The 20,409-nt window shown below is 47.4% G+C and carries 17 protein-coding genes, 2 tRNA genes and 1 pseudogene; 8 read left to right on the forward strand and 12 right to left on the reverse strand.

Going from position 1 to position 20,409, the window contains the following annotated elements; translation table 11 throughout:
- Positions 1–120 precede the first annotated feature (120 nt).
- On the reverse strand, positions 121–2,490 hold the full coding sequence (ppsA, locus tag Q0698_RS07295; RefSeq protein WP_298635257.1) for a phosphoenolpyruvate synthase: 2,370 nt from the start codon (positions 2,488–2,490) through the stop codon (positions 121–123).
- Between the two features lie 132 nt (positions 2,491–2,622).
- Between ppsA and Q0698_RS07300 the strand changes: the two genes are divergently transcribed.
- Both Q0698_RS07300 and pabB read left to right on the forward strand, forming a co-directional pair.
- Positions 2,623–3,444 carry a pyruvate, water dikinase regulatory protein gene (locus Q0698_RS07300; protein ID WP_298635259.1) on the forward strand — a complete coding sequence of 274 codons (822 nt, stop codon included), beginning with the start codon at positions 2,623–2,625 and terminating at the stop codon, positions 3,442–3,444.
- A 42-nt stretch (positions 3,445–3,486) separates the two neighbouring features.
- Positions 3,487–4,905, forward strand: coding sequence for an aminodeoxychorismate synthase component I (gene pabB, locus Q0698_RS07305; RefSeq protein ID WP_298635262.1), 1,419 nt, complete (start codon positions 3,487–3,489; stop codon positions 4,903–4,905).
- Here pabB and cysB read toward each other — a convergent pair.
- On the reverse strand, positions 4,891–5,862 hold the full coding sequence (cysB, locus tag Q0698_RS07310; RefSeq protein ID WP_298635265.1) for an HTH-type transcriptional regulator CysB: 972 nt from the start codon (positions 5,860–5,862) through the stop codon (positions 4,891–4,893). The genes pabB and cysB overlap by 15 nt on opposite strands.
- A 68-nt stretch (positions 5,863–5,930) precedes the next feature.
- On the reverse strand, positions 5,931–6,818 hold the full coding sequence (locus Q0698_RS07315; protein WP_298635267.1) for a 5'-nucleotidase: 888 nt from the start codon (positions 6,816–6,818) through the stop codon (positions 5,931–5,933).
- Between the two features lie 74 nt (positions 6,819–6,892).
- Here Q0698_RS07315 and alr point away from each other — a divergent pair, with 74 nt between their 5' ends.
- A complete protein-coding gene (gene alr, locus Q0698_RS07320; RefSeq protein WP_298635269.1) occupies positions 6,893–7,963 on the forward strand; it encodes an alanine racemase in 1,071 nt (356 codons plus the stop codon).
- Here the strand turns inward: alr and Q0698_RS07325 are convergent.
- The 6 genes and pseudogenes from Q0698_RS07325 to Q0698_RS07350 form a co-directional block, all read right to left on the reverse strand.
- The gene (locus Q0698_RS07325) at positions 7,935–9,287 is read right to left on the reverse strand and encodes a sodium:alanine symporter family protein (RefSeq protein WP_298635271.1); all 1,353 of its coding nucleotides are present in this window, start codon (positions 9,285–9,287) and stop codon (positions 7,935–7,937) included. The two genes, alr and Q0698_RS07325, sit on opposite strands and share 29 nt — an antisense overlap.
- Before the next feature lie 66 nt (positions 9,288–9,353).
- The gene (gene yajC, locus Q0698_RS07330; protein ID WP_298635272.1) at positions 9,354–9,692 is read right to left on the reverse strand and encodes a preprotein translocase subunit YajC; all 339 of its coding nucleotides are present in this window, start codon (positions 9,690–9,692) and stop codon (positions 9,354–9,356) included.
- A 51-nt stretch (positions 9,693–9,743) separates the two neighbouring features.
- Positions 9,744–10,526: an exodeoxyribonuclease III gene (locus Q0698_RS07335; protein WP_298635274.1), complete on the reverse strand. Its 783-nt coding sequence runs from the start codon at positions 10,524–10,526 to the stop codon at positions 9,744–9,746.
- Positions 10,523–11,002, reverse strand: coding sequence for a thioredoxin-dependent thiol peroxidase (gene bcp, locus Q0698_RS07340; RefSeq protein ID WP_298635276.1), 480 nt, complete (start codon positions 11,000–11,002; stop codon positions 10,523–10,525). Before bcp ends, Q0698_RS07335 begins: the two co-directional genes overlap by 4 nt.
- Positions 11,003–11,182: 180 nt before the next feature.
- Positions 11,183–12,163: pseudogene (locus tag Q0698_RS07345) on the reverse strand (malate dehydrogenase); the annotation flags it as partial.
- A gap of 88 nt (positions 12,164–12,251) precedes the next feature.
- The gene (locus Q0698_RS07350) at positions 12,252–12,866 is read right to left on the reverse strand and encodes a dUTP diphosphatase (protein WP_298635278.1); all 615 of its coding nucleotides are present in this window, start codon (positions 12,864–12,866) and stop codon (positions 12,252–12,254) included.
- 232 nt (positions 12,867–13,098) lie between these two features.
- On the opposite strand from Q0698_RS07350, the gene Q0698_RS07355 reads away from it, so the two are divergent.
- Positions 13,099–13,175: transfer RNA gene (locus tag Q0698_RS07355), tRNA-Pro, on the forward strand.
- 48 nt (positions 13,176–13,223) lie between these two features.
- Positions 13,224–13,300 (forward strand) — tRNA-Pro (locus Q0698_RS07360).
- A gap of 30 nt (positions 13,301–13,330) precedes the next feature.
- Here the strand turns inward: Q0698_RS07360 and Q0698_RS07365 are convergent.
- Positions 13,331–13,984 (reverse strand): TetR family transcriptional regulator, encoded by a 654-nt coding sequence (locus Q0698_RS07365; RefSeq protein WP_298635280.1) that lies wholly within the window; start codon positions 13,982–13,984, stop codon positions 13,331–13,333.
- Between the two features lie 665 nt (positions 13,985–14,649).
- On the opposite strand from Q0698_RS07365, the gene Q0698_RS07370 reads away from it, so the two are divergent.
- The 3 genes from Q0698_RS07370 to Q0698_RS07380 all read left to right on the forward strand — a co-directional run bounded on the left by Q0698_RS07370 (position 14,650) and on the right by Q0698_RS07380 (position 18,477).
- Positions 14,650–15,624, forward strand: a complete 975-nt coding sequence (locus tag Q0698_RS07370; protein ID WP_298635283.1) for a 3-hydroxyacyl-CoA dehydrogenase family protein — start codon at positions 14,650–14,652, stop codon at positions 15,622–15,624.
- A 174-nt stretch (positions 15,625–15,798) separates the two neighbouring features.
- Positions 15,799–17,100 (forward strand): NAD(P)-binding domain-containing protein, encoded by a 1,302-nt coding sequence (locus Q0698_RS07375; protein WP_298635286.1) that lies wholly within the window; start codon positions 15,799–15,801, stop codon positions 17,098–17,100.
- Positions 17,101–17,385: 285 nt separating this feature from the next.
- On the forward strand, positions 17,386–18,477 hold the full coding sequence (locus Q0698_RS07380) for a GGDEF domain-containing protein (RefSeq protein WP_298635288.1): 1,092 nt from the start codon (positions 17,386–17,388) through the stop codon (positions 18,475–18,477).
- A 100-nt stretch (positions 18,478–18,577) separates the two neighbouring features.
- Here the strand turns inward: Q0698_RS07380 and Q0698_RS07385 are convergent, their stop codons facing one another.
- A complete protein-coding gene (locus tag Q0698_RS07385; protein WP_298635290.1) occupies positions 18,578–19,507 on the reverse strand; it encodes an FAD-binding protein in 930 nt (309 codons plus the stop codon).
- 1 nt (position 19,508) lies between these two features.
- Positions 19,509–20,258, reverse strand: a complete 750-nt coding sequence (locus tag Q0698_RS07390; RefSeq protein WP_298635292.1) for an electron transfer flavoprotein subunit beta/FixA family protein — start codon at positions 20,256–20,258, stop codon at positions 19,509–19,511.
- Between the last annotated feature and the right edge of the window lie 151 nt (positions 20,259–20,409).

Below are 20,409 nucleotides of genomic sequence, written 5' to 3' on the forward strand. Positions count from 1 at the left end.
AATTAGATCCTAAAAGCAGTCACCAAAGTATGCCACAAGCCCAGATGGTGGGCAATGAAGCACGGCGTTAAAGGCCTATTGTAACCACAATGACTAAACGTTGTGGGTACTTTGGCGACATTAGACGTCTTTATCTGCTAAGTAGAGCCAAGTCTCAAGAACTGAGTCAGGGTTCAATGAGACTGAATCAATGCCCTGCTCCATTAACCAGCGAGCGAAGTCGATGTGATCACTCGGTCCCTGCCCACAAATACCCACATACTTACCCTGGTCTTTACAGGCTTTAATTGCCATGCTGAGCAGCGCTTTTACCGCATCATTTCGTTCGTCGAACAGCTGTGCGACAAGACCGGAATCACGATCAAGGCCAAGTGTTAGCTGGGTAAGATCGTTAGAGCCAATCGAGAAGCCATCAAAATAAGCTAGGAACTGGTCGGCGAGTAAGGCGTTAGCGGGAAGCTCACACATCATGATCACTTTAAGATCATCCTTACCACGTTCCAGGCCGTTCTCCGCTAGAAGCCCGATCACATCTGCGGCTTCGCTAACTGTACGAACGAATGGCACCATAATCTGTACGTTTTTGAAGCCCATTTCTTCGCGCACAATCTTCAGCGCTCGGCACTCAAGATCAAAACAGTCGCGGAAGCTTGGTGCTAGGTAACGACTCGCACCACGGAAACCTAACATTGGATTTTCTTCAACGGGTTCAAAGTCCATCCCGCCGATAAGGTGGGCGTACTCATTTGATTTAAAATCTGACATACGAACAATAACGGGTTGATCAGCAAAGGACGCCGCTAAAGTGCTTATTCCTTCAACTAGCTTTTGAACGTAGAATTCAACCGGTGATTCGTAACCCGCCATACGGTCATCGATCAGTTCGCGAACATCAGCAGCCATTAACTCGTAGTTCAATAGTGCTTTGGGGTGAACACCAATCATGCGGTTGATAATGAATTCCAAGCGCGCTAGACCAACACCGGCGTTAGGGAGCCCCTGGAAGTCAAACGCTCGATCTGGGTTACCAACATTCATCATAATCTTGAATGGTAGCTCTGGCATAGAAGCCAAATCACTACGATTGATATCGAATTGAAGTAGCCCTGAATAGATAAAGCCAGTGTCGCCCTCAGCGCAGGAAACGGTTACCTCATCGCCAGAGCTAAGGATCTTCGTTGCGTCACCACAGCCAACGACGGCAGGAATGCCGAGTTCGCGAGCAATAATAGCGGCGTGACAGGTTCTGCCTCCACGGTTAGTGACGATTGCCGAAGCGCGTTTCATTACCGGCTCCCAATCCGGATCGGTCATATCAGTGACTAACACATCGCCCTGCTCTACCTGATCCATCTGCGATAAATCAGTGATATTAATGACCTTACCCTGGCCAATACGTTGGCCAATTGAACGACCTTCAGTGACTACAGTACCCTTTTCCTTGATAACATAGCGTTCGAGCTGATTGATATTCTCGCGCGACTTAACTGTCTCTGGACGAGCTTGAACGATATAGAGACCGTTGTCGTCGCCATCCTTCGCCCACTCAATGTCCATGGGGCGACCGTAGTGCTTTTCAATAATCATCGCCTGCTTAGCAAGCGACTCTATCTCAGCGTTATTGAGAGAGAACTGCTGCTGCTCGGCAATATCGACACCTACGGTCTCAACTGAGCGACCCGTCTCTGCGGCGGCGCCATAAACCATCTTGATCATTTTCGAGCCGAGCGTACGACGGATAATTGCGGGACGTCCTGCTGCGAGTGTTTGCTTATGGACGAAGAACTCATCAGGATTCACTGCTCCCTGAACCACCGTTTCACCCAAACCATAGCTTGAGGTAATGAATACAACGTCATCAAAACCCGATTCGGTATCCATGGTGAACATGACACCTGCGGCGCCTGTCTCACTGCGAACCATACGTTGAATGCCGGCCGAGAGTGCAACTTCTGAATGATCGAAGCCTTTATGAACGCGGTAAGCAATGGCGCGGTCATTAAATAGCGAAGCGAATACTTCGCGCATGGCAGAAATGACGTTATCGAAGCCCTGGATGTTAAGGAAGGTTTCCTGCTGACCGGCGAAGCTCGCGTCGGGAAGATCTTCAGCTGTAGCCGAAGAGCGCACGGCAACCACTGCATCCATACCATTTACAGCCAGCTCTTCGTAGGCGTTACGAACATCAACTTCAAGCGTCTCTGGGAGTGATTGCTCCATAACCCAGTCACGAACTTGTTTACCAACTCGAGCAAGTTCGTTAACGTCTTCGACATCTAATGCGTCCAACGCTGTATCAATCTTCGCCTTGAGACCCGTATCAATAAGGAAGCTTCGGTATGCACTTGCTGTGGTTGCAAAGCCACCTGGTACGTTTACGCCAGCGTTAGCTAAGTTGCTGATCATCTCTCCTAGAGAGGCGTTCTTACCGCCAACGCGATCAACATCCGACATATTCAATTCGTTAAACCAAAGCACATTATCAGCCACGGGAGCACCTCTTTGTGTGGAGTCATCTATAGTGTATGGAGGTATTATAGTGCAGTTATTCCACTTGCTAATAGCGCTACTAATCTATACATTTCTGCAATCCATACATCGGGTTTATGGGAAACCGACTACATGACTACAAAACGCTACGCATACTTTGTTTCGGACGGCACAGGTATCACTGCCGAAAATGTCGGCCGCAGTCTCATAACCCAATTTCCGGGTATTGAGTTTGAAGAGCTATCCCTCCCCTACGTTGATACGCCAGAAAAAGCTGAGCGCGCCGTGACCATGATTAACGAATCAAAGCGTGGTATCGAGCGCCCCATTGTGGTATCGACAATCATCAGCGACGAGATTCGGGCGATTGTTCAGAAGGCGGATGCGTTGATGTTAGACAGTTTTGACGCATTTCTAGGACCTATTGAGAAAGAGCTTAGTGCGGTCTCGAATCACGAAATGGGGCAAACCCATAACATTGCTAATGAACAAAAATATCAGAGCCGGATGGATGCCGTTCACTATTCACTCGACAACGATGATGGTGCGCAAATAAAAAACTATGCCGACGCTGACATCATTTTAGTTGGCGTTTCACGCTGTGGTAAAACGCCAACTTGTCTGTATCTTGCCCTCCAGTATGGGATTAAAGCGGCCAATTACCCCATCACCGAAGACGATGCCGATAACTTTAATCTACCGAGACCACTTCAAGCGTATAGAGCAAAGTTGTTCGGGTTAACTATCGCACCCAATAGACTGTCTGCTATTCGTAATGAGCGCCGTCCAAATAGCCGCTATTCAAGCTTGCGCCAATGCGCCGATGAAGTCAGGATGGTTGAGGCAATCTACCGTAAGCATAGGGTCCCGAGTATTAATACCACACATCACTCCGTTGAAGAAATATCGACCCGCATTCTTGCTGAAGTCGGCATCAAGCGTAAGATGTTGTAATCGTTAAGTGCTGTCGTTGGCGTAGTATTGGAGAAAAGTTCATTGAGCCCACTTGAATTACCCTATTTTGAAGATGCTACTAACTGGTTTGAGCTATTAACGCCGTTGGGTCAACCAGTTCTGCTGGATGGGGCTAGTCACTCCCGTGCTAATCACGACATCATCGCTGCCGCCCCTAGCGCGAAGTTAGTACTATGGGATGAGCATCTAGAACTAACGATGGGCAAGACGATCACTCGCCAAACGACTTCGAATTTCTTTAGCGTTCTCAGGAGTCTCCACGCGACTAACGCTGGGCGTTCATTTAAGAGCGATACGTTAAGCGGTCCTGATATACCCTTTAGCCAGGGACTGATCGGCTATATTGGTTATGACATAAACCAAGTTCTTGGTTCGGTGGTGCCGTTAGTTGGAAAAGCGCAACCACGCCTGCCAATAGCCTTTGTCTCACGCTACGATTGGGCAGTCGTTCAGTGTCATAGATCGCGGCGCGCATGGTTCACCGGCGACGATCTTGTACTCCACCAAAAACTAATTTCCCTCGCCGCCCAGGTATCAGAGGAGAGCGTTACTACGCCAACCATTCCCTCGTTTACTGAAGAAGGTATAAAGTGGACCGCTGCAACATCACCTTTGAAGTATCAGAAAGCGATTAACAGAATTCATGAATACATCGATTCTGGCGACTGCTATCAAGTTAACTACACTCAACGCTTTACTGCCCGTTACACACAACCTGCACTAGCGATCTACAAACGCGTCAAGGCTTCGGTTCAATCACCGTTCAACGCGCTGCTTCCGGTCGGATTGGATCAAGCTGTGATCAGTGTTTCCCCAGAACGCTTAGTTCAATTAACAAATGGGGTAATCACAACGCAGCCCATCAAAGGCACCATGCCACGTTATGACGATCCGATAGCTGATGAGGAATCACGGACTACACTCGTTGAGTCCGAGAAAGATCGCGCGGAAAACTTGATGATTGTCGATCTACTGAGAAATGATATCGGTCGTGTTGCTCAGCCAAGCACAGTGGAAGTTAGCAAGCTCTTTGACATTGAACCCTATGCGAATGTCTATCATCTAGTTAGTACCATTAAAGCGAAGCTAGATCAGCGTTATGATGCGATAGATTTGCTCGAGGCAACCCTGCCTGGGGGGAGTATTACCGGCGCGCCCAAGATCCGAGCAATGGAAATTATTGAGGAGTTAGAAACCGCTCGGCGTTCAGCTTATTGCGGGACTATTTTTTACCTCGATGCGAGTGGCGATCTAGATTCGAACGTCGCAATTCGTACGCTCGTTAAAGATAACGATAAGCTGCATATCTGGGGTGGCGGAGGAATCGTTGCAGATTCCGATGCCGATGCGGAACAAGCGGAATCTCGCAACAAGATTCGAGCGTTCGTAAACGCCCTAGGTGGTACGCTGGAATATGACGACGACCTAGAAGACCGGTAAGCGCACATCCTTAAATAGATCATCAATCTCCGCCGTACTCTTCGCCTTACTTGCGGCGAGAACCAGGTCCGGTTTGAGGTGCGGTGCAAACTCTCGAATAAACTCCAGCATGTATCGGCGCAGAAAAATACCGCGTCGAAAGCCAATTTTCGTGGTACTACTCTCGAAGAGATGACTCGCATCCAATGCAACAAGATCAGTATCCTGCTCATCGACCGCCATCTCAGCGATAATACCAATTCCAAGGCCAAGCCGAACATAAGTCTTAATAACGTCCGAATCCGCGGCAGTAAAAACAACCTTTGGATCTAAGCCCCGGTCCTTGAACGCACGATCTAGTTTCGAACGGTCCGTAAAACCGAATACGTAGGTAACGATTGGCGAGGCGGCGACATCCTCCAAGGTGAGCCGTTTTACCTTAGCTAACGGATGATCCTTGGGAACGAGAACACAGCGATTCCAGCGATAACAAGGCATCATGACGAGATCATTAAACAGCGCAATAGCTTCAGTAGCGATGGCGAAATCAACCGTACTATTTGCGGCCATTTCTGAGATTTGCATCGGCGTACCCTGGTTCATATTCAGCGTAACGTTGGGGTAGCGATTAATGAATGCGCGGATAGGTCCAGGTAATGCGTAACGCGCTTGGGTATGAGTGGTCGCTATAGATAACGTACCTTTGCTATCATCGGAAAACTCTTCAGCAAGTTGTTTGATGCGTTGAGTACCATTAAGTATCTCACCCACTTCTAACAGAATAGCCTCACCAGCAGGAGTGATTCGCGTTAAATGCTTACCTGAGCGACTGAAAATTTCGACCCCTAACTCGTCCTCAAGCATACGAATTTGCTTTGAAATTCCAGGTTGTGAGGTGAATAGGCTCTGTGCTGTCGCCGAAACATTTAGATCATGATGGGCGACTTCCCAGATGTAGCGCAGTTGCTGTAGTTTCACGAAAGGCCTCTAGCAGGTTGTTTTAATACCACCGTTATATACTTAAATGATATAAGCAAGCAAGGCTTTTATTCGTTTTTGATTCCCGTCGGAACATGAGCTCCTACTCCGCTTCCCACACGCTCTACGTTAATGCGCTGATCATCAAAGAAGATATCAGCATTAAACGCCTCTAAGAATGCGGATTTAGGTAGACCACCAAGAAAAACACTTTCGTCCACACGAATCCCCCACTCTCTGAGCGTTCTAATCACTCGCTCATGCGACGGAGCAGATCTAGCGGTAACCAACGCCGTCTTAATAGGAGATTCATTAGGCGAGTAATGCGCCTGTAGTGAATGTAACGCGGATAGGAACTCCTTGAAGGGACCTGCCGTCAGCGGCACATGGGCCGATGCAACCTCAGAATCCTGGAATGCGTTCAGTCCATCGCTGTGGAAAACCCGCTCCGCCTCATCGGAAAAAACTACCGCATCACCATCAAAAGCGATACGAACTTCCGGTGAATCAGCGTCCTTATGATCGCCTATCAACTGGGCGGCAGCTAGACCAACCTCCAGCGCTCGTCTTACATCAGAGGCTTCGGTGGAAAGATATAGATCGCAGGAGAACGCTCGGGCATATGGCCAGGGCTCATTGCCGCCACAGAATGCTGCACGCGTAATCTTTAAACCATGATTTTCGATGGAATTAAATACTCGTAATCCGGTATCCATTGAGTTTCTGGATAGTAGAACGACTTCACAAAGCGGATTACCATTAACCACTAAATTAAGAAATTTTTGGACCAATGCGAAAGCTGGACCGGGTCCCAACGGCACTTCTTCGTGGGCAATCTGATATTGAGCGAAGGCTTCTACTCCGTCTTGCTCAAAGATCATATGACTATCGTCGAGGTTGAACAGACTTCGGCTAGTGACACCAATCACAAGTGGTCGTGCGGGGTTTTCGGTCATCCTAATAATCCTTCTAGCCAAAGTAAATAAAGATTAGTTAAACTGTCAGCACTTAATCACGGTAATACTATACAATGATTCCACGCGTCGTCGCTAACATTGACTTGGGTGCCCTTCGAAGGAACCTCAATCTCATCGCCTCCCTCGCTCCTAACGCTAAAGTTTTAGGCGTAGTCAAGGCAGATGCCTACGGTCATGGTATCAAGCAGGTCCTTTCCAGCCTAGCCGCCTGTGACGCCCTAGCGGTTGCTCGGATTGAAGAAGCAATCTTACTCCGCGAATCGGGTTATTTACGGCCTATTGTTTTACTTAGTGGTGTATTAGATTTCGACGAGCTAATCCTTGCTCAAGATAACCACTTGGACCTCGTCGTACACCAGGACTTTCAGATTGAGCTACTCAGGCGCCTAAGTGGCGGTAGCAAACTGCGAGTATGGGCTAAGTTTGATAGCGGCATGCATCGTCTTGGCTTCTCCAGCGACTTTGCTGCGAAACTAGCGCTAATTGAAAGTTTCGAAGTCGTTGACAGTATTGTCACAATGACCCACTTCGCGAGTGCCGACGAACTCAATAACGATTTCAGTATCGATCAACTTCAACGCTTTGACACCGCCTGTAGTGAAATCAGACACCCACAGAGTACCGCAAACAGCGCCGCCATTCTCCGTTATCCGTTTAGTCATCGTGATTGGATTAGGCCAGGGCTATTGATGTATGGCGTCAGCCCATCACGACAGATCCCATTCGAGGGTGAACCGGTTATGACGTTAACCAGCGTTGTAATTGCCGTGAACGACGTGTTGGCCGGCGAAAGTGTCGGTTATGGACAAGTTTGGACTGCCCAGAACAACACCCGTCTCGCCGTTATAGCCATTGGCTATGGCGATGGCTATCCAAGACACGCGAAGCAAGGCACTCCGATTATGATAAACGGCAAGCGCTACCCGATTGTTGGAAGAGTTTCCATGGACTTAACAACGATAGATATTGGCAATGACGATATAAAAGTAGGTGATGTGGCGGAAATATGGGGTAAATCGTTGGCGGTGGCCGACGTTGCTGAAAACGCCGGGACCATCGCCTACGAACTGTTATTGAACTTAACGTCTCGGGTGCTTATTCGTTATCACGATCAAGTGAATTAAAGTACGCTTGAGTTGCCTTAAAGACAACGGGTGATAGTAATAGCAGTGCAATTAAGTTCGGGAACGCCATCATTGCATTGAGTGTATCTGCTAACAACCAGACGACGTCTAATTCAAGCAATACGCCACAGGGAAGCGCAGCCACCCATAATAGTCGGAATGGAAGGATGATCCGAGTACCGAAGAGGTACTGTGCACATCGTTCACCGTAGTAGGACCAACCCAGAATCGTGGTGAAGGCGAAAACGATCAACCCGAGCGCGATAATATCGCCACCGAACGCTAATGACTGATCGAATGCCTGTGATGTTAACACTGCACCCGTTTCACCTCCGCTCCAAACACCTGTGACAACTATCGCTAAGCCAGTAATACTACAGACAATGATGGTGTCGATGAAGGTTCCAAGCATTGCAATGACACCCTGCCTGACCGGTTCGTCGGTCTGCGCTGCTGCATGAGCAATTGCGGCGCTACCTAAGCCTGCTTCGTTGGAGAAGATGCCTCTTGCAACACCTTGCTGCAGCGCTAACATAATGCCAGCGCCCGCAAAACCGCCTGCCGCCGCATGACCGGTAAAGGCAGATTCGATGATCGTCGAGAACGCCGCTGGAATTGCACTAGCGTTGAGGATTAGGACGGTAATACCGGCGAAGAGGTAGGCGATAGCCATGAAGGGTACAACCTTACCAGCTACATCTGAAATACGCTTTAAACCACCGATTAAGACGACGAAGACGGCCGAAGCTAGAACGACCGCAGTCACCCACTTTTCAACCCCAAACGAGTTCTCTAGTGCCGCAGCCATCGAGTTAGCTTGTACCGTGTTACCAATACCAAACCCTGTGAAGGTACCCAAAAACGCAAAGGCAAACGCTAGCCAGATAAATTTCTTACCGAGGCCGTTACGGATGTAATACATGGGACCACCAACGTACTTTCCTTCCGCATCTTTCTCACGATAGGTAACCGCTAAAACGGCCTCGCTGTATTTAGTCGCCATCCCCACGAGTGCAGTACACCACATCCAAAATAACGCTCCAGGGCCACCTACGAAAATGGCCGTTGCAACGCCAGCAATATTACCCGTTCCGATGGTAGCAGACAGCGAAGTCATTAACGCGTTGAAGGGCGAAATTTCGCCGGTAGCGCCACTTTTCTTACCCGAGAAGAGCTGCTTGAAGCCATAGCCGAGCTTGCGGATTGGCATTAAACGGAGACCGAGCATTAAATATAAGCCGGTACCGAGAATTAGAATAATGGTGAGCGGGCCCCAAACGATCGCGTTTAAGCTTTGGAGTAGGCCAACGAAAGTCTCTAACATATGACAACCTATTTTTTATTGTTATAAAAAAAGAGCGACCTATGTCGCTCTTCTTGATCCAAACTTTTACGCTTGGTTGATACCTTTAATAGTGCCCTTTGGCAGTACTGCATGAACCGCAACCTTTTGGAAGCTAAGTTCTACGTTGTCGGCACACTTCACGACTACATACTCGTCGTCTACTGCAGTAATTTTTCCTAGCATACCGCTAGTCATTACCACTTCAGCACCTTTAGTCAGTGAGTCTACAAGGTTTTTGTGCTCCTTTTGACGCTTGCGCTGTGGACGAATGATGAAGAACCACATAAACACAAATAGACCGCCGAACATCAAAAGAGTGATCATAGGATCTCCCTGCTGTGGTGCGCCGTCTTGTGCTACTGCTTCAGGAATTAATAAACTCATAGTTATCTCTTTTTAGTGAATTAATGATTTAGCGATTATATCAATTAGGTATCAGGGGTAAAGCTCCCATTCATACCAATGTGTGACGGGAGCGTGATCAGATAGCTGAGCATCACGATCAATGAAGGTCTTAGATAAGCCCGTACTGTCGTCTGAGTTAATAAGTTGGTAATCGAGTCGCCATCCCACGTTATTCTCGTATGCCCTACCCCGGTTACTCCACCAACTGTAAGTGTCGGGTTCCTGTGGAAGCTCACGAAAACAATCCCGCCAACCTTCATCGGTGATTAGATTGTCCAACCACGCGCGCTCTCCCGGAAGGAAGCCACTGTTCTTTTGATTCGCTTTCCAATTTTTGATATCTGCATTCTGATGGCAGGTATTCCAATCAGCGCAAATGACAACGCGCTTGCCGATTGTCTTTAATGACTTCATTCGACAACGCAACGCTTCCATGAAGTCCTCTTTGGCAACCTGTTTAGTACCAAGCCCAGAACCAGAGGGCACGTAAAGTGAAACGATTACTGTACTGGCGTAGTGAGCCTCGGTCCAACGCCCCTCGGAATCGGCTCTAGGCCAACCAGCACCAAAAGTTACCAGCTCAGGCTTCTCCTTGCTAAGGATGGCAGTGCCCGCATAGCCCGGTTTTTCCGCAGGGTTGTAGTAGGCGAAATAACCTTTTGGAAAACCGTCAGCCTCGTGAAGCTGATGATGTTGAATACGAATTTCCTGCAGGCACAGGACATCCGGAGAGTTCTCCTTTACCCATCGCCAAAGGCCCTTACGTGCAGCCGAGCGCAGTCCGTTGCAATTTAGCGTGGTTACTATCGTCACGCTTTGACCTGAAGCTCGCCGAGTAGCGCAAGCACGTCGTCGTGATGGGTCTTAGTTTTAAACTTATTCATGACATGGACAAGCTTGGACTCGGGGTTGATGATGAACGTGGTGCGGTGAATACCGTCATACTCTTTGCCCATGAATTTCTTTAAACCCCAAACGCCATAAGCGTCTGCTACGGCATGATCTTCGTCTGATAACAGGTCAAAATTAAGGGAATCGCGTTCGGTGAACTTAGTCAATCGCTTGGTTGCATCGGGACTTAATCCAACCGCAACAGCGTTAACAGCATCTAGCTCGGCCTTGTGATCACGTAGCTCACACGCTTGAGTAGTACATCCCGGAGTCATCGCCTTCGGGTAGAAATAGAGGACTAGCCACTTCCCTGCATAGTCAGCAAGAGATCGTGTCTGTTCCTCCTGATTGAGTAGATTGAAGTCTGGCGCTTTCTCATCAAGTTTAGGATATTCCATAGTTATATTCTCCAACGAAAAACGGCGAGCCATCTGGCCCGCCGTTTAGTTTACCGCTTATACCCGCGCTTAGAAACGTTCGGTAAATACGGCTTTTGCATCCTCGTTCAGCCCGCGAGCATTTAGCTCACGGTTACTGCGATCTGCAATCTGGACATTTTCAAGATGCGCTTCAGTTTCTGCAGGGAGCAATGACGCCACTGCATCGCGCTCTTCTACCAACTCTTGCTCTGAAGCTTTCATTTTGCCGGCAACGAAATCGTTGATTTCCAAGCCTTGAACGATTTCGTAACGTCCGAATGCACAGCGAACTGGGAATGAGTAGATAATACCCTTCGCGACACCGTAAGAACCGTCCGAAGGAATCGCCATACTGACCCAATCACCCTCGTAGGTGCCTAGTGCCCAGTCACGCATGTGATCGATAGCAGCCTGAGCCGCCGAAGCAGAGCTTGACGCTCCGCGCGCGTCGATAATCGCAGCGCCACGCTTCTGAACCGTCTCGATGAAGGTATTCTTGTACCAGTCTTCACCAACTGCATCAACGGCGTCTTCGCCCGCTACATCAGCGTGGAAAAGGTCAGGTACCTGAGTGACCGAGTGGTTACCCCAAATGGTGACGCGGTTAATGGTAGGCGTAGCGAAGCCAGTTTTGTTAGCAACAAGGCCGACGGCACGATTGTGGTCAAGGCGAGTCATTGCTGTGAACTGTGTTGGATCTAAGTCAGGAGCGTTACGTGCAGCGATGAGTGCGTTAGTGTTCGCTGGATTACCCACTACAAGCACCTTAACCTGACGGCTAGCGACGTCGTTAAGTGCTTTACCTTGTACAGAGAAGATAGCAGCGTTTGCTTCCAACAGGTCTTTACGCTCCATGCCAGGTCCACGAGGACGAGCACCAACTAAGAATGCATAGTCTGCGTCCTTGAAAGCAACCGTAGGATCATCAGAAAGTACAACACCCTGCAACAGCGGGTAGGCACAATCTTGAAGTTCCATCGCTACACCGCGAAGCGCGTCCATAGCGGGTGTGATTTCAAGTAATTGAAGGATCACTGGTTGATCTGAGCCAAGCACTTCGCCAGCGGCGATTTTGAAAAGAAGGCTGTAAGAGATACCACCGGCCGCGCCGGTTACTGCAATACGTACTGGTTGTTTCACGGTTTGACTCCATTATTGGTCAGGTTGTTTCAAGCGGGCGTATTCTACCTAGCTCGCACGCAAATGTCTTTACCGAAATTACCCCTAGTTAAACTGGGTAAGCGGCTTTTAAGCCATCATAGAGTTGCTCTTGAAATGACTCACTCGCCACATCTAGTGTAGCGCAGAGCTCGACAAGTACCTCGTTATCCTCTTTTCCGTGCCAGACCTTAATATATTCACCCGATTTATAGCCGTAATCCTGGCGAAAGCGATTCAGGACATTCTTTCCGATATACCCTACATAAAGATCGTCGCTAGTCATATCTATTGAGTGGGCAAGCTGAACAAATAATGCCAGATTAAAGGTCTTAGTCATCAAACAATCGGCAGCGAATGCCTCAAGCTGATTCTCAAACTTGCTACCACTTTGGACCGCTGGCCAGTTTGCCGCTAACTCAGCCGCCAACTGTTGAATATTGCCATTTCTCTGAATTAAGTCAGACAAACCAAAGTGCAGGATATCAATCAGTTCAAGCTCGACCTGGGGTAAATCACACTCCTGCGCCTTCCACCATTTCCAGCCATAGTGATCCAGCATTTCACCGCACTCAATCCAAATAGCACGGTACCACTCGTGGCCGAGCTCAATCCAATTGGCGTTCACCTTCGAGTTCATCGCATCCTGCATGGACAGAAGGCTTTGTAGTTGATGTATTTGCATTCTTAGACCCTAGTTGAGGCAAAACACTATAATACGGTGAAATACCTAATATTTGAACCGAGTATTTCAGCCAAATAGAAAAGCAAAAGTTTCATTGAATCAATGGTTTACAGGGGCAGGCTTCGTCCCTATAATGGCGCCCGTATTGACGAGACAGCAGTTAATCCCAAGAGTAAACCAATTACTCAGCCGTTTCGTAACTAAGACTCGTTACTTGCTAACAATACAATTTCGGGGTATAGCGCAGCCTGGTAGCGCGCCTGCTTTGGGTGCAGGATGTCGGGAGTTCAAATCTCTCTACCCCGACCATTTTTGATAAGTTTTGCTTATTACGGCCTGTCAGCCGAAAACTGACTTCGGGGTATAGCGCAGCCTGGTAGCGCGCCTGCTTTGGGTGCAGGATGTCGGGAGTTCAAATCTCTCTACCCCGACCATTTTAACCGTCTTGAAAACTCCGCAATTCCCTAGTCGCCGTTTACCGGCTTAATTAGCATAGTGACTAGCATATCCGCATGCCGATCAATTGCTTCATCTGTCCTAGGGTTGAAACCAAAAAGTTTTTTACACTCACTCTCGAATGAAAAAATCGTCGCGCTAGCACTCACCATAATGTAATACCAATGGGCAAATTCGGTTTCGTTCAGCTCCAATTCATCTGCGATGTGCTTTTTAATCTCTGCGACACTGGGGCCCACATAGTGTTGACTCAGATAAGCTATACGCCATGTATCCTGACGTGCTTCTTGACTCATCAACCTACTTAATAATGGATTTTCAGCATAGTAGCGCACATGGAATCGTATTAGTAACGCGACGCGCTCACGGGAAGAAAGATCCCGTAGAATATCTAAGCGTTGTCCAAGTGCCGCGATAAGCGGGTTAAATAGCGCATCCGTCACCGCTCGCCAGAGGCCATCTTTGGTTCCAAAGTGGTAAGACAATACCCCTCGCTTCACACCGGCTGCATTTTCGATATCTCGTACCGAGATGGCGTCGAAGCCTTGCTCGGCAAACATTGGCGTTGCTGCCTCTATTAACTTCGAACGGGCAATTTCGGTCCGCGCTTGGACGCGACGGCGAACCTTGACCTGACTTTGGGTTTCATCCAACAGACTCATTTAACGATCTCAGCTTTATAAATGTTGTGCGCGAAAACTATCCGACATGACCGATTAATGCAACTAAATCTGCAGCTCTACTGATTTAATGACCTAAATAGCGCTAAGCGCTAACCACCGAGTGTTCTTAGCTTGAGTGAGACAGGTTTAAGGAGCACGAATACTGCTGTTCGCTGATTTCATTCGACAGCTAAACCCGACCTTAAGCGCGGTTTAGTAGCTTAAACCAGTTGCCCTACAGGTTTTTAGCTGATAGATTTCGATAACTAACGAAATCAACTATTGCTTTCCACTAGCCATAATAGCAACGAAATAAAGCCCCTGATTAATGGCAACTTAGTATCGATAGGCTCTAGAAGCGCAGTAGTGGTTCCAAGCGCCGAGCGATTGGTCACCAACACCCGACTTTGTTCCCAACGGAGTTCGAGACTAAGCAAGCATGGAATGTTAAGGGGGCTGTTGAATGGAGTCATCTGACATGGGAGTAGACCCCCACACAATGTATTCCGTTAATGCGCTGGAAGAAACTACCGATACTAAGCGCTGTGAAGTCGGCCGCCAGCAGAGGAATTAGCATTCTTGAACCCGATGGCACCCAAGTCGGCTATTAAGACAACAGAGCATCCTATTTTTCAATGGGGCTATTAGCGAGTAAGAGATCATATATGCAGACACAATCCATGGAATTAGAAACCAGAATATCTAGCAAAGATATTCAGAACATTGCTGTGTTGGGTCAGGGAATTATGGGTGTCGACATCGCCATCACTTTTGCTCTTGCCGGCTATAAGGTCACTGCTGTGGATGTTTCTGAGCAACAAATTGAAATCGCCGAACATCGAACAAAAGCAAGTCTAAAATTGATGATTGAAAGTGGTTTAGTGGAAGAAGACTGCGCGCAAAAAGCACAACAGCTTATTGTACGCACGATTGAATGGGATGGTGCGCTGGCCAACGCCGACTTTGTTATGGAAGTGGTTCCAGAGAATATAGCTCAAAAAAAGGCTGTGTTTGAGCAATGCGATAAAATTTGTGCGCCAGATGTCATCATCGCATCTAATACTTCGTCCATGAGCATTTCACATATTTCACAGGGCATGGATTATCCGCAACGGGCCATCACAGCCCACTGGACTATCCCTGCCCACCTGAGCCCATTAGTAGAAGTCGTACCCGGAATACAAACAGCTAAAGGCACGGAACTCAAAACCATGGATTTGCTAAATAAAATCGGTAAGCACCCGGTACGGTGTAAAGACACGCCCGGATTTATTCATAACATACTTCAGGGTGCCCTAATCAATGCAGCGATGGGCCTGATGGATTTGGGTGTTGCAACGGCGGACGAAATTGACAGCGTCGTTAAAAGTGGATTTGGCTTGAGGCTGCCCAGTGTAGGCCCTATTCAATTCATGGATATGGTTGGGCTAGATTCAATAGTTAACGTAGGAGACTATCTCGCAGAGACAATGAATGATCCTAGTTGGCGATCTCATCGACGCATTCGCGACAAAGTATCTCAGGGTGACCTGGGCGTTAAAACCGGCAAGGGCTTCTACCAATATGCAAATGCCAATGCCGATGAATTCTGGGAGGAGATCAACGGCGATATTATCAAGACACTGAAAGCAAGACTATAGGTACAAAGCATATCTTGGCCACTCTAAAGATTCGATCCAATTCCGCATGGTTTCTAAATTGATCTTTCGGCAAAGGTTGAAGAAAAAATGCCCAGACAAACAAAAACAAGAACGAAAACGAAAACGAAAACAAACGAATAATTACTAGATAGCTATATGAACGAGGTCAACAAAATGAAAGAGATCAAAAAGGTTGCCATTATTGGCACGGGACCATCAGGTATTACTGCGATTAAAAATTTTTCAGATCAAGGTTTTGCGGTCACTGCTTTTGATAGATGCGAGGGAGTGGGAGGAAATTGGCGGTTTAATGACCCTTCTGGGCATTCTAGTGTTTTTGAAACCACCCATCTAATAAGCTCCAAGTACACTTCATTTTATGAAGACTTTCCTTTGCCTGATTCGACCCCCGACTACCCTTCACATACAGAATTGCTAAGCTACTTCAATGCATACACTGATCATTTTGACATTAGGAAACTAATTAGATTTAACACCGAAGTGACTAATTGTAGAAAACTCGATGGGGATAGATGGGAAGTAGAATGGAAAACGCTGGGCTCTAATGTCACAAATCTAGACGAATACGATGCGCTCGTTATCTGTAATGGTCATCATCATAAACCTAGATATCCTGATTATCCTGGCGAGTTTACCGGGGAATTACTCCACTCTCATGAATTTAAATCAGCTAAACCATTTCAGGATAAGCGTGTTTTGGTTATTGGCGGTGGTAACTCTGCCTGCGATGTTGCGGTTGAGACTGCACGAGTATCTAAATCAACTTCGATTAGCTGGCGAAGAGGATATTATCTTATTCCTAAGTTCATGTATGGCTTGCCAACAGATGTACAAGCTATCAAAAATAGGTGGATGCCCGATTTTCTTAGAGGGCCATTCACAAGGGTCATGCTAGAAATCTTCCAAGGAAAAAATGAAGATATTGGATTGCAGAAACCAGACAAAAGCTTAAATGCAACTCACCCAACAGTAAACTCAGAACTCTACTACGCGGTAAGGCATGGCAAAGTAAAGCCCCATGTGGATATAGAACGATACGAAGGCAGCAAGGTTGTATTTAAGGACGGCACAAGCGAAGAGTTTGACGTCATCATTGCGTGTACCGGTTTTAAAATTAAACATGACTTCTTCGATAAAAGTCTAATTAATTATGAAGAAGGCCAAGTGCCACTTCTTCATAAAATGATCCCGGCTGATATAAATAATTTGTACTTCATAGGGCTTTTTCAACCGTTGGGCTGCATCTGGCCTGGAGCAGAACTTCAGTCTAAATTGGCTGCTCAACATCTTCTGGGCAACTGGAAGCCAAAGAAATCGATTAAAGCGCTAATTGAACGTGAACTGGCTAATCCGGATGTGAAGCAGATCGACACCCCAAGACACACAATAACCGTTGATGATATTTCATTCAGAGCTAGACTAAAAAAAGAAATCAAAAGATCTATTTCTGCTTAGCAGAGGCGGATTAATGATGATTGTTGAAAGAAAATAAGAAGGTACAAAATACGGCTGTTATTTCTGGGGGGGTACAGCCCACTTTTACCAAGTATTTTGGTGTCAATTACGAGATAAGAAGATGCTGAGCCCACTAACGTAGTGATAACTAAACCTAAGCTGAATTAGGTATCACTTAGTTAAACAAAGTTGCTAGTGATACGTTTACCTTATATTGTCGTAAACAAGTACCGAAAGAGTTAATGTAAATGTTACTCCGATAGCTTAATGCAAGGATGCTAGCTAATGGTTCAGCCAGTAGATCTACCCATTGACGGGCCGTATTCAATTACCCAATTTAATGATTGGGATAAGCGGCGGCGTTTCAAACAAATAGCACAAGTTTCAACCTTAACCGGCCTACTTTATCTCATTTTTGCTGTACTTCCGAAGCCGTGGGCTAATCCCGAGGCAGAATCTGCTATGCAGCTACTCTACCTCTTCTTTATTGCCCCCGGCCTTTTAATCACCGCGCTTCTTTCAAAGGAAGCTAGACTGGCACGCCTGATTGAACCCCTCCTTATGGTCCATACTGTTTTTGCCGCTGCGTGTCACGTCTATATCAGCTCAAGGCTCCTCGAGGTCTCACCACTTCAGACGGAGGCCTACCTTCTGTTGATTTGGACGTTCATTATTTCGGGCTTATCTCCCCGATTTGCGCTATTCAGCGCATTAGCAAGTCTTTCTATTTTTGGTATCTATGCGAGCTACACCATGCAGGGTAGCCCACTCTATTACATGCATTTATTTTGGCTAGGTTGTAGCTTTCTCTTCGGGCTCTTAGGGTCAATAATTTATGATGGCTCAAGAAGAGCCGAATTCGCTACGCAGTTAGCCTATCGAAAACTAGCGGTCACTGACCCGCTGACTAAGTGTTTCAATCGTAATGAACTTGATCGACGGCTTGCTATTGAGATACCTCGATGTGAACGAGAGCAACAAAGCTTTAGTGTGCTTATGCTGGATTTAGATGAATTCAAGATAGTTAATGATACCCATGGACACGAAGCCGGAGACCGAGTTTTAGCCGAAACAGCAAGTATCATCAGGCAGTCCATTCGAAAATCGGATACGTTAATTCGATGGGGCGGCGAGGAGTTTTTACTCTTGACGCTTAATCAGACAGCTGATCAGGCAATGGGTATGGCAGAAAAATTGCGGCTACTAATCCATACTCACCAATGCGACAACCAATTCAACCTAACGGTTTCTATCGGCGTTACGATTTATTATTCAGGTGATCAACAAGCGGATCTTATCAACCGTGCGGATCAAGGCCTTTACTTGGCGAAATCGGAGGGTCGTAACTGTTGCCGCTTCGTTGGCTCTGACCACTAACCTCCTTAACGACTCAACCATAAAAAAGGCGAATAGATCGTGGCTTGATCTATTCGCCTTTTAACATCTCAACCATCATAGATAGGCTGGTTACGACTCTTTATAGCGCCGCGTCTAGCTCTGGAACAGCGGTAAATAGATCGGCTACTAGACCGTAATCTGCCACTGAAAAGATCGGAGCATCCTCATCCTTGTTAATTGCAACGATGACTTTTGAGTCCTTCATACCAGCCAAATGCTGGATCGCGCCACTAATACCTACCGCGATGTAGAGGTCCGGAGCAACGATCTTACCGGTTTGCCCTACCTGCATGTCGTTGGGAACAAAGCCCGCGTCAACGGCAGCGCGGCTTGCACCGACACCGGCGCCAAGCTTGTCTGCAACCTTATAGAGAAGTTCGAAGTTATCGCCGTTTTGCATGCCGCGACCACCGGAAATGACGATAGACGCCGAAGAAAGTTCCGGACGATCTGACTTAGCAAGTTCCTCGCCGACAAAGCTAGATAAGCTCGCATCGCTAACATCAGCAATAGCGACTACTTCAGCACTACCACCCGAAGCAGAAACAGGATCGTAAGCCGTAGTACGAACCGTCATAACTTTCACTGCATCGCTAGACTTAACCGTTGCGATCACGTTACCTGCGTAGATAGGACGCTTGAAGGTATCTTCTGAGATCACAGCGATGATGTCAGAGATTTGCTGAACATCGAGTGCTGCAGCAACACGTGGGAGTATATTCTTGCCCGAGGTAGTCGCCGGAGCTAGCACGTGCGTGTAGTTAACAGCAATCGCCGCTACAACTGGCGCTACATTTTCGGCGAGTTGGTGCTCAAGCACTGCGCTCTCTGCATGGAAAACCTTGGCAACACCGTCTGCTTCAGCAGCACTGGCCGCAACATCCGCTGCACCTGAACCCGCTACAAGAACGTGGATTTCTGATCCGAATTCCTTGGCCGCTGCTAACGTGTTTAATGTTGCCGCGTTTAATTGAGCGTTATTGTGCTCAGCAATTACGAGTACTGACATGTTAAATCACCTTCGCTTCGTTCTTTAGTTTATCAACCAATTCTGCAACATCAGCAACCTTGATACCCTCTTTGCGCTCTGCAGGCGGCTCAACCGAAACAAGCGTTACACGTGTTGCGGTATCGACACCGTAGTCAGCCGGAGTTTTCACCTCTAACGGCTTGCGCTTGGCTTTCATGATGTTTGGTAGTGAAGCGTAACGCGGCTCATTCAAACGAAGATCAGTCGTAACGACCGCTGGAAGCTGAAGCTTGACTGTCTGCAGGCCGCCGTCAATTTCACGCGTTACCGCAACAGTACCGTCTTCAACGACAACTTCTGATGCAAAGGTACCCTGCCCCATGCCAGCTAACGCAGCTAACATTTGACCCGTTTGGTTGTTGTCACCGTCAATGGACTGCTTACCCAACACGACTAGATCTGGTTTCTCTTCTGACACGATACCGTTTAACAGCTTAGCAATCGCTAATGGCTCTACGTCGCCTTCAACTTCTACCTGAATTGCACGGTCGGCGCCTAGCGCTAGTGCTGTACGTAGCTGCTCTTGGCAGGCCTTCGGGCCTACAGAAACTGCAATGATCTCTATTGCGACGCCCTTTTCCTTAAGACGAACCGCCTCTTCAACCGCAATTTCACAGAATGGATTAATTGACATTTTTACGTTAGCAAGCTCGACGTTTGAGCCATCGGCTTTTGGTCTAACTTTTACGTTGTAATCTACAACGCGTTTTACTGCTACCAAAACTTTCATGAGTGTCCCATCGTATTGATTATCGTTAAAGCTAATTCACTATAGCTCGCTAGTCGCAAGCAATGTGTCCCCTAGTTGACTGTTGATATCACAGTTATTGGCTACAGTTTAACACCAATACTCTGTAATATTTAAGCCTATAATGACGTAA

Origin of the sequence: uncultured Umboniibacter sp., from assembly GCF_947497555.1 — a bacterium.
Taxonomy (GTDB): domain Bacteria; phylum Pseudomonadota; class Gammaproteobacteria; order Pseudomonadales; family DSM-25080; genus Umboniibacter.